A 10,167-nucleotide genomic window follows, 5' to 3' on the forward strand; every position below is an offset into this window, starting at 1 on the left:
CCCTGACCTACGAAGCTGTTGCCCAGCTGACCGAAATCGGTCTGGGCCAGTCTTCCGCCGTCGGTATCGGTGGCGACCCGATCAACGGTCTGAAGCACATCGATGTGATGCGCATGTTCAATGATGACCCGGATACCGACGCCGTCATCATGATCGGTGAAATCGGTGGTCCTGACGAAGCCGAAGCCGCCATGTGGTGCAAGGCCAACATGAAGAAGCCGATCGTCGGCTTCATCGCCGGTGTGACTGCCCCCGCGGGCAAGCGCATGGGCCATGCTGGTGCGCTGATCTCTGGCGGTGCCGACACTGCCGATGCCAAGCTCGCTGTCATGGAAGAGTGCGGCTTCACCGTGACCCGCAACCCGTCCGAAATGGCCAAGCTGCTCAAGGCCATGCTGTAATCGATCAGGCTCCGGCTTGAACCATACCGCGTCCTTGGCTAGTGCCCGGGCGCGGTTTTTATTTTGTACGACGTTCTTGTTACCTGCCTGGGGGGCGATAGAATTCATGGCACGTCGATTTCTTTCAAAGCCCTTGATGCCTCCGTTCAAGACCGAATTATTGAGCCCGGCCTCCGGTTCGTACTGTTGCCGATCATCACCATCAACCTCATCTCTTCGGAGGCTGGCAGGTCGTGTCGATGCGCCAGGGGGAAACCCTGGCCAGAAAGCGCTCCTGTTCTGATGAACTACGATGGAGAATGAGTCTCCGGCGGGCTGGCGAATGGCGATGTTGTCTCACGTCGGACGTGTCCGTGCGCGCAACGAGGATTTTGTTTTCTGCGACGAGGCACTCGGCATTGCCGTCCTCGCCGACGGCATGGGCGGACACGCCGGGGGTAATGTGGCGGCACGCTTGGCAGTCGATGCCTGGGTCGGGCGTATCCGGAAGTGTCTTGTGGAACCGCTTGGTGAGCGGGATTTGCGGGTCGCAGTGGCAGATGCGAACCGGGTGGTTTTTGCTGCTGCCTGTGCCGATCCGGCACTGAGGCGCATGGGAACCACGCTGGTGGCGGCATGTTTCAGGCGTGATGACACGCTGCTGACCTGTAACGTCGGTGATTCAAGGCTCTACCGGCTGCGGGGTGACGTGCTGAGTTGTCTTACCCGCGATCACAGCGTGTTGCGGGCGCAGTGCGACGCGGGCATGATTGAATCCGAATCAAATGGGCCGCTTGCGCTGCGTGGTTTGCTGACGCGAGCAGTGGGGGTGGCCGCCTGTGTCGTTGCGGATGTGACGATTTCCACGCTGCAGCCCGGCGACGTGTATCTGCTGTGTTCGGATGGCCTTACGGAAATGCTCCCCAATGCCGATATTGCCCATGTGCTGGGCGCCTTGGGCGGAAATCCGCGGCTGGCGGCTGAGCATCTGGTCGATCTGGCCAATGATCGGGGGGGCGTGGATAATGTGTCGGTTGTCATCGTGTCGTCAAACCGCTTTGGGCGGCTTGGCGCCGAGCTTGGTTAAGGCTGGTTTCGGATAGGAATAGTGATGCCCCGTTTGATATTGAGCATGGATGGTCTGGTGCTGAAGGAGATGGTGCTGGAAAAGGAGCGCACGACCATCGGGCGCAAGCCGCACAACGATATCCAGATTGACAATCTGGCGATCAGCGGCGATCACGCGGCTATCGTGACAATCCTGAACGACGCTTTTCTCGAGGACATGAACAGTACGAACGGCACTTACGTGAATGGCCAGCCGGTCAAGAAGCACGTACTGCAGGATAACGATGTCATCGAACTGGGAAAATATCGTCTCAAGTTCATTGCGGACAGCAGTGCCATGGCGTCCGAGCAGGATGAGGCAATGTCCTTTGCCCAGACTACGGGCGCGGGGGATGATATTCCTGCCACGCCAGAGCCGCAGGCAGCAGGCTCATCATCAGCGCCGCCAGTCGCCGCGCTCGGGATGATCCAGATCCTCAGCGGGACGCATGCCGGCCGGACGCTGGAGCTTTCCAAGTCGCTCACTACCTTGGGCAAGCCCGGTTTCCAGGTTGCTGTCATAACTCGACGTCCTCACGGGTATTTCATTACCCATGTCGAGGGAACGGTTTTTCCCGTGGTGAACGGGCGCTCCCTTGATGCCCAGGCTCATCGCCTGAATGATCACGACATCATCGAGATCGCCGGCGTCAAAATGGAGTTTTTCTCACAGATGGTCGCGTAATACTGCCTGCAGGGGCATTGCCGAGGGGGCGAACGTGATATTTCTGGCGGCGGATGGACTGGCTGGATCGTATCCTGCCGGACTGTCTTTTGATTATTTGCCGGTGCCTGGACGGATCGTCCAGCTGCAACTGTCACGGAATTCCATGGGAACAAGATGAAGGTGCGGGTTCTGGGCTGCAGTGGCGGAATTGGCGGGCGCCACCAGCGCACGACTGCCCTGCTGGTTGATGATGACGTTCTGATCGATGCGGGAACCGGGGTCGGAGACCTGGAGTTCGACGAACTGCTGCGTATCGATCACGTATTCGTTACGCATGCCCATCTTGACCACATCGCGATGATTCCCCTGCTGGTCGATACGGTGGGGGAAGCGCGCTCCATGCCCATCGTCGTGCATGGCTCGCCAGAAACCCTGCGCATCCTGCGCTCGCATATTTTCAACTGGCTCGTCTGGCCCGACTTCTCCTCGATTCCCGATCGGGGCAACCCGTTTCTGCGCTTCCAGGAAATGCATACCGGCGAAACGGCCAACCTGGGTGGCGGGCGCTCGATGACGGCTCTGCCGGCTCTGCACACGGTGCCTGCCGTCGCCTATCAGGTGTCCGGAGCGGGCGGGAGCCTTGTCTTCTCTGGCGATACGGCGTATTCCGAACCTCTGATTGCTGCCATCAACGACATTCCGGATTTACGCTACCTGCTTGTCGAAACGGCGTTCCCTGACGCCCTGCACGACCTTGCGCTGGCGTCCCGCCACCTGTGCCCCAGCCTGCTGGCGCTGTTCCTCGACCGGATCAAGGCTAACCCCGAGGTCTGGATTACTCACCTCAAGCCGAGTCGGGCGCAGACCACTCTGGATGAAATTGCGAATTACCGCGGGCGTTTCACGCCACAGGCCTTGTACAACGGCCTGGAGTTTGTTTTTTAGTCGATGCCGCCTGCCGGGACGGCCACGGGCTGTCCATATGTTTTACACCGGTTAAAGTCTGCGTCCGTCGCGCCGTTGTACCCGCTTTCCCAGTGCAGGTCATTCTTTGCGACGAAGCCTGCCTTTCCGGATATGACATAACTATGAGCAGCGCAGTGAGCAGGAGTGGTGTCAGCGACGTAGCCAGCCGGCTGGCCTTTTTCAAGGGGCTTCAGGCGGTTACCAACCGCGTCCACGCAACCGAAAATATCGACGAGATCATTTTTGAGTTGTCGGCCGAAATCTGCGCCTTGTTTTCAGCCGATCGTCTGACGATCTACATCGTTGACGAAAGTCGCACGACCATCTCGTCGCGGGTCAAGACAGGCCTGCACAGCATCCGCACGATCCGTCTGCCGATTGCCGAGAACAGCGTTGCCGGCTTTGTCGCCCTGAACGGCCAGATGCTCAACATCCACGACGCCTACGATGAGCGCGAGCTCAAGGCCATTTCCGCGCGTATGGAGTTCCGGCGTGAGGTGGATGAGCGTACCGGCTACCGTTGCCGCCAGATGCTTGTCGCGCCAATCGCCAATCCGGACGATGGCGAAGTGCTGGGCGTCATCCAGCTCATCAACAGCCGCAACGGAGAGGTTTTCTCGGCGATCGCCGAGGAGGGTATCCAGGGGCTAGGGCAAACGCTCGCGATCGCCTTCGCCCAGCGCCGTCACTCTCTCGTCCAGCCCAAGTCGAAGTACGAGGGGCTGGTGAATGATGCGCGCCTGACCAGCTCCGAGCTCGAAACTGCAACCAGCCAGGCCCGTGAGCTGGGCATACCGCTCGAGCAATTGCTGATCGAGGAGTATCACCTCAAGCCCGCCGACATCGGTGCCGCTGTTTCGCGCTTTTTCGGCGTGCCCTACGAGCCTTACCGGCAGGATCGGGTCAAACCCCTCGATCTGCTCAAGAACCTCAAGCGCGATTACGTCCAGCAAGCCCAGTGGCTGCCGCTGGAAGAGAATACCGAGGGAATGCTGATCCTTGTCACGGATCCAGAGCAGGCCATTGCCTCACGGGTCGTGCAGAACGTTTTTCCGAAGGCGAACCCGGTTTATTGCGTGACCACCCACGTCGAGTTCGTGCAGACAGTGGCGCAATTTTTCGGCTCGTCGGTCGATGACTCCTCGGTGACCGAGCTGCTGTTCGATATGGCCGAAGACGAGGGCGATGGCAGCTTGGCGCCAGAAGATGTCTCGGCCGCGGCCGACAATGAACTCGTCAAGCTGGTCAACCGGATCATCATCGACGCCTACCGGCAGGGTGCTTCCGATATTCACATAGAGCCCCGGCCGGGCAAGGAAAAAACCCAGATCCGTTTCCGTAAGGACGGAACACTGGTGCCTTACATCGAAGTACCGTCGAGCTACCGCAATCCCCTCGTCACACGAATCAAGATCATGTGCGATCTTGATATCTCGGAGCGCCGCAAGCCCCAGGACGGAAAGATCAAGTTTCGCCGCTTCGGCCCCCTCGACATCGAGTTGCGGGTCGCCACGCTGCCCACCACGGGGGGGCTGGAGGACGTGGTCATGCGGCTCCTGGCCAACAGTGAGCCGCTGCCGCTCGAGCAACTGGGCCTGCTGGAAAACAACTACCAGCGCCTCAAGCAGACCATCGCCAAGCCCTACGGAATCTTCTTCGTGTGCGGCCCGACGGGTTCTGGCAAGACCACCACGCTGCATTCCATTCTGGGCTCCATCAACACACCGGAAACCAAGATCTGGACCGCCGAGGATCCGGTCGAAATCACCCAAAAGGGCTTGCGTCAGGTTCAGGTCAACCGCAAGGCCGGTCTTGATTTTCCGACTGTCATGCGCTCCTTCCTGCGTGCAGACCCAGATGTGATCATGGTCGGCGAAATGCGCGACAAGGAAACCGTGTCAATCGGCCTTGAAGCCTCGCTGACAGGGCACCTGGTGTTCAGCACCCTGCACACCAACAGCGCACCCGAATCCATCGTGCGTCTGCTGGACATGGGAATGGATCCCTTCAACTTCGCCGATGCGCTGCTCGGTGTGCTCGCCCAGCGCCTGGCCAAGCGCTTGTGCTCCAAGTGCAAGAAGGCTTATCACCCCGGTGAGGACCAAATCCGCAGTATGCTTGACGAATACAGTGAAGACCTGCATCAAACCCGGGCCTTCCAGGAGGATCCGGTGCGTGCGCGGGAGGATATCCTCGCCGGCTGGCGGGCACGTTATGCCGATGGCTCCGGAAAATTCACGCTCTACGAGGCGGTGGGTTGCGAGCACTGCACTGATGGCTACAAGGGGCGCCTCGGCCTGCACGAGTTGATGGTGGGCACGGACCAGGTCAAGCGTTTGATTCAGGAACGCGCCCGGGTGGCTACGCTGCTGTCCGCCGCCCTCGACGAGGGCATGCGGACCCTGCGTCAGGATGGCATCGAAAAGGTCATGGCTGGCATTACCGACCTCAAGCAAGTGCGCAAGGTCTGCATCCGCTGACCCTGCTTTTGCCGCTGTTTTGCCCTAGTCCAGCCGCGCCAGCTTGGACTTTGCCATCGGCGGATTGCGCGCGAAATAGCGTCTCAGGCCGCGCACGATGGCGTCCGCCATGCGGTCCTGATAGGCCTCGTCGTTGAGGCGTGCTTCTTCTTCCGGGTTGGAGATGAAGGCGGTTTCTACCAGGATGGAAGGAATGTCAGGCGCCTTCAGAACGGCAAAACTGGCCTGTTCCACTTCGCCCTTGTGCAGTCGGTTGATGCCGCCGAGTTCTCCCAGAACCGCCTTGCCCACCTTCAGGCTGTCATTGATCGCGGCTGTTTGCGAAAGATCGAGGAGAGTGCGCGCGAGGTGGCTGTCCTTCACGCCCAGGTTGACCCCGCCGATCAGGTCGGCTGCGTTTTCCTTCTGGGCCAGCCAGCGAGCCGCGGTGCTCGATGCTCCTTTTTCGGATAGCACGAACACCGAGCTTCCTCGTGCGGAGGGACTGATGAAGGCATCCGCGTGGATCGACACGAAAAGATCGGCCTGCACCCGGCGTGCCTTCGAAACCCGCTGCTGGAGCGGCACGAAATAATCGGCATCGCGGGTCAGCATGGCGCGCATGTTGGGCTGGGCATCGATTTTTGCCTTCAAGCGGCGTCCAACCGAGAGCGTGACGTGCTTTTCGAAACTGCCGGCCGCACCGACGGCGCCGGGGTCTTCACCGCCGTGGCCCGGGTCGATCGCAATGGTGATCAAACGGTTCATGCCATCTGCGTTATCCGGGCTGGCAGGAGGCTGCGGCTCATGGCCGGCGACGGACTCCTGGCGGGACGGCGCCGGCTCGGGTTTGGGCAGGGCCTCGGCAGTCTTGCGAGGCTTTTCCTCCATGCGTTTGGGTGTCGGCGCGCCCCCAACCGCGGCTTCTTCCGGCGAAATCTTTTCCAGCAGGGCCAGCAGGGGGTCGACAGGTTCGACGGGGTAGAGATCAAGCACCAGGCGGTGGCCGTATTCGCCGACCGGGCGGAGCGTGAATACCTGCGGTGTGACCTCGGCCTTCAATTCAATGACCAGGCGGACCACTCCGGGACGGTTGCGACCCGCGCGGATCAGCTGAATGTAAGGATCCTGGCCCGTGATCTTGGTAGGAAGGGATTGCAGGATGTCGTTCAGCTCGACGCCTTCGAGGTCTACGACGAGTCGCTCCGGATTGCGCACCGACTGGTGGGTGAACACCACAGGGTCACGGCTTTCGAGGGTGATCCGCGTGTAATCCTTGGCCGGCCAGACGCGCACCGCAAGAACGGAGGTTTGGGCGGCCTGGCCGGGGCGGCTGACCAACAGCAGCAGTGCTGCGCCGGTGGCGCCGATGAAGCGGCGGCGGTTCAGGGGCGGTGTGTGTCCGCTGCTGAGATGAATTTTTCGAGACATTGTCGACCCTCCGCGCTCAGCGCGCGCAACTCAAGATCGCGTCCGCCGGACGCAGCAATCCGCAGTCCGATTTCGAGATCGGCCGCGGGCAGATAGGGTTGCGCGAGGTTGGGCCATTCGACCAGGCATACGCCGTCGTCTTCAAAATACTCTTCCAGGCCCGCTTCAAGAAATTCTTCTGCATGGGTGAAACGATAAAAATCAAAGTGATATACAGCAATTCTAGAATTTTTATACGGTTCAACCAAGGTATAAGTTGGGCTCTTGACCCGGCCGGTGAATCCCAGCCCCCGCAGCAGGCCGCGGGTAAGCGTGGTTTTGCCTGCACCCAGGTCGCCCTGCAAAAAAATGCGTAGACGGTCGGGCAGGCCGGCAGCCAGGCGTGCACCAGCGGCCAGCGTGGCGTTTTCGTCTGGGAGGTGCAGGCAAGCGGGAGGCTCGCTATCATGTTCAGAATGAGCGTGGAGCACGATAATCCTTCTGGCAGTCAGGGAGACCTTGAGTCTCTGGCTGCGCATATCAAGACATGGGGACAGGAGCTTGGTTTTGACGAGGTGGGCATCGCCGACACGGGCCTTGCCGACTCCGAAGCTGGGTTGGCAGCCTGGCTGGAGGCCGGCTTCCACGGGCAGATGGATTATATGTACAAACATGGCGTGAAACGTTCCCGGCCCGACGCGCTGCTGCCAGGGACGCGTCGGGTCATTTCCGCGCGCATGTCCTATCTGCCTGACGCCGAGGGCTCGCTGGAGGTGCTCGGTGATCCCGGGAAAGCCTATGTCTCCCGTTATGCACTTGGCCGCGATTACCACAAGGTGCTGCGCGCTCGTCTGCAGAAGCTGGCCGACCGGATCAATGGGGTCGTGCCCCACATTCACAGGGTGTTCGTCGATTCGGCGCCGGTGATGGAGGTGGCGCTCGCCGAGAAGGCGGGCTTGGGCTGGCGGGGAAAGCACAGCTTGCTGCTGTCTCGTCGTGCCGGTTCGTTTTTCTTTCTTGGAGAGATCTACACAGATCTTCCCCTTCCGGTCGATAGCCCGGTCGATGATCATTGCGGAAAGTGCACCTCCTGCATCGAGGTATGCCCGACGGGGGCTATTGTTGCGCCCTACCGAGTGGATGCACGCCGCTGCATTTCCTACCTGACCATCGAGTTGAAGGGGGCCATCCCGGAAGAGTTCCGGCCGCTCATCGGCAACCGGATCTACGGCTGCGACGACTGCCAGCTGGTATGTCCATGGAACCGTTTTGCCCGACATTCCGACGAGCCGGATTTTTCGCCCCGGCACGGACTTGACAGCGCAGAACTGGCGGTCGTGTTTGCCTGGACCGAAAAAGAGTTCCTGGAGTTCACGGCAGGCAGCCCCATTTATCGCATCGGCTATGAGCGTTGGTTGCGGAATATTGCCGTGGCGCTGGGCAATGCGCCGCGAGTTCCGGTTGTCATCGGGGCATTGGAGTCCCGTATCAATGATTCTTTGCCGCTGGTCCGGGAACATGTCACATGGGCACTGCGACAACACCATGTTCTGCCCGCTGAAGGCACGGTATAGTACGCGGCGATGTTTCGAAAACCTCCCAAACTCAACGCTGAAGAAGTTCGTCCGCCGCAAACCCTGGCGGAAGTCACTGCCATGGAGTCGTGGCGTTTCGATCCTCTTTGCATTGCAGAGGACGATCTGGCCGTAAACGCTCCAAGCCAGCGGCAGGACAAGTTCCGCATCAAGATGCTGATGCGGGATGGTGAGCGTCGTCGTGAAACTGATCTTCTGATCCAGAAGCGATACGCGTGGCGAGGTTACGGGCAGATCGGCACTGAGGACGAGCCTAACCAGTTGACCATGAATGCCGAGTTGTTCGGGCGGGTATATGCAACCCTCACGGTCAACATCGATTCGCCCGCGGGGCTGGCTCTGGACAGCACCTATGGCGCGGAGGCCGCGCGGCTGCGCTCCCAGGGCAGCAAGCTGTGTGAGTTCGGACGCTTTGCGATTGATCCCTCGGCGCGCTCCAAGCGGCTGATCATTTCGCTGGTGCATCTGCTATATATATATGCCCATCGAATCAAGGGCTGTACCGATATTCTCATCGAGATCAATCCCCGACACCGGGCGTTCTACGAGCGCCTGCTTGAGTTTGAGCAGCTCGGTGCCGAGCGCACCTGCGAGCGCGTCAATGCTCCGGCTATCCTGATGCATCTTTCTTGCACCAAGATCGAGCGGCGACTCCGTGAAATCGGTGGCAAGTGGCGAGAGCTGCCCGACGAGAAGTCAGCCTATAAATTCGCCTTGAGTCCGGACGAGGAAGATGAACTGGTTTCGCGCCTCGATTACTAGGCCGCGGCCTTCGTCCGTCTGGCGTAGAATCCGGCTTCCCTGTTTCTCCGTCCTACCATGTCTGATACTGGCAAGCTGCCGATCGGAGTCTTTGATTCCGGCGTAGGTGGTCTCACCGTCGTGCGCGCGTTGATGGAGCGTCTGCCGCTCGAAAACATCGTTTATTTTGGCGACACGGCCCGTGTGCCCTACGGGGTCAAGTCGGTGGCAACCATCGAGCATTTCACCGGGCAAATCACCGATTACCTGCTTGATCAGGGCGTCAAGATGCTGATCATTGCCTGCAATACGATGGCAGCGGTGGCGGCGCAGGTCGTCAAGGAAAAGGCCGGCAGCATTCCGGTGCTCGATGTGATTGATGCCGGTGCCCGGGCTGCTCTGGCGGAATCCACTTCTCGGGCCATTGGCGTGATCGGCACCCCGACCACCATCAATAGCAATGCCTATGCCCGTCGGATGTATGCGCTTGATCCGAGCGTGCGGGTTTACTCTCAGGCTTGCCCGCTGTTCGTGCCGCTGGTCGAAGAGGGCTGGCTGGATCATCCTGTAACGCGCCTCACCGCCCAGGAATACCTCAAGCCAGTGCTGGCCGAGAATGTCGATACGCTGGTGCTTGGCTGCACCCACTATCCGCTGATCAAGCCCCTGTTGCAGGACGTAGTCGGGCCGAGCGTGCGTCTCGTTGATTCGGCGATCACCGTTGCCGAGCAGGCCGCCCGCATGCTGGCAGATCTCGGCATTGCCAACCCGGGCGATAGCCTGTCCACTTACCGCTACACCGTCACCGACATCCCGCTGCGCTTTCAGACCATCGGAGAGCG

General features: G+C 60.2%; 10 protein-coding genes and 1 pseudogene. 8 read left to right on the forward strand and 3 right to left on the reverse strand.

Translation table 11 applies throughout. From position 1 onward, the window contains the following. From Q1W26_RS15980 to Q1W26_RS15990, 3 genes and pseudogenes are all read left to right on the forward strand, one after another. A pseudogene (locus tag Q1W26_RS15980) lies at window positions 1–401 on the forward strand (succinate--CoA ligase subunit alpha); the annotation flags it as partial. A 292-nt stretch (window positions 402–693) separates the two neighbouring features. After that, entirely contained in the window at window positions 694–1,467 is a 774-nt protein-coding gene (locus Q1W26_RS15985; protein ID WP_300442278.1) for a protein phosphatase 2C domain-containing protein, read from the forward strand. Between the two features lie 24 nt (window positions 1,468–1,491). After that, window positions 1,492–2,172: an FHA domain-containing protein gene (locus tag Q1W26_RS15990; RefSeq protein WP_300442280.1), complete on the forward strand. Its 681-nt coding sequence runs from the start codon at window positions 1,492–1,494 to the stop codon at window positions 2,170–2,172. Between the two features lie 93 nt (window positions 2,173–2,265). On the opposite strand, the gene Q1W26_RS15995 is transcribed toward Q1W26_RS15990, so the two are convergent. Then, window positions 2,266–2,490 (reverse strand): hypothetical protein, encoded by a 225-nt coding sequence (locus Q1W26_RS15995; protein ID WP_300442293.1) that lies wholly within the window; start codon window positions 2,488–2,490, stop codon window positions 2,266–2,268. On the opposite strand from Q1W26_RS15995, the gene Q1W26_RS16000 reads away from it, so the two are divergent. Both Q1W26_RS16000 and Q1W26_RS16005 read left to right on the forward strand, forming a co-directional pair. After that, window positions 2,458–3,099: a 3',5'-cyclic-nucleotide phosphodiesterase gene (locus Q1W26_RS16000; RefSeq protein WP_300442289.1), complete on the forward strand. Its 642-nt coding sequence runs from the start codon at window positions 2,458–2,460 to the stop codon at window positions 3,097–3,099. The genes Q1W26_RS15995 and Q1W26_RS16000 overlap by 33 nt on opposite strands. 143 nt (window positions 3,100–3,242) lie before the next feature. Continuing rightward, window positions 3,243–5,600, forward strand: coding sequence for a GspE/PulE family protein (locus tag Q1W26_RS16005; RefSeq protein WP_300442281.1), 2,358 nt, complete (start codon window positions 3,243–3,245; stop codon window positions 5,598–5,600). Between the two features lie 24 nt (window positions 5,601–5,624). Here Q1W26_RS16005 and Q1W26_RS16010 read toward each other — a convergent pair whose 3' ends face one another. Together Q1W26_RS16010 and tsaE are read right to left on the reverse strand one after the other, a co-directional pair. Beyond that, window positions 5,625–7,010 (reverse strand): N-acetylmuramoyl-L-alanine amidase, encoded by a 1,386-nt coding sequence (locus tag Q1W26_RS16010; RefSeq protein ID WP_300442283.1) that lies wholly within the window; start codon window positions 7,008–7,010, stop codon window positions 5,625–5,627. Beyond that, window positions 6,965–7,483 (reverse strand): tRNA (adenosine(37)-N6)-threonylcarbamoyltransferase complex ATPase subunit type 1 TsaE, encoded by a 519-nt coding sequence (gene tsaE / locus Q1W26_RS16015; RefSeq protein ID WP_300442291.1) that lies wholly within the window; start codon window positions 7,481–7,483, stop codon window positions 6,965–6,967. Before tsaE ends, Q1W26_RS16010 begins: the two co-directional genes overlap by 46 nt. Between tsaE and queG the strand changes: the two genes are divergently transcribed. The 3 genes from queG to murI form a co-directional block, all read left to right on the forward strand. Then, window positions 7,466–8,563, forward strand: coding sequence for a tRNA epoxyqueuosine(34) reductase QueG (gene queG, locus Q1W26_RS16020; RefSeq protein ID WP_300442285.1), 1,098 nt, complete (start codon window positions 7,466–7,468; stop codon window positions 8,561–8,563). The two genes, tsaE and queG, sit on opposite strands and share 18 nt — an antisense overlap. Before the next feature lie 9 nt (window positions 8,564–8,572). Further along, window positions 8,573–9,346, forward strand: coding sequence for a hypothetical protein (locus tag Q1W26_RS16025; protein WP_300442287.1), 774 nt, complete (start codon window positions 8,573–8,575; stop codon window positions 9,344–9,346). Between the two features lie 57 nt (window positions 9,347–9,403). Then, window positions 9,404–10,167: glutamate racemase (gene murI / locus Q1W26_RS16030; protein WP_300442288.1), on the forward strand; the 764-nt coding region annotated here is incomplete at its 3' end.

The organism is Zoogloea sp. (assembly GCF_030157465.1).
Lineage (GTDB): Bacteria > Pseudomonadota > Gammaproteobacteria > Burkholderiales > Rhodocyclaceae > Zoogloea.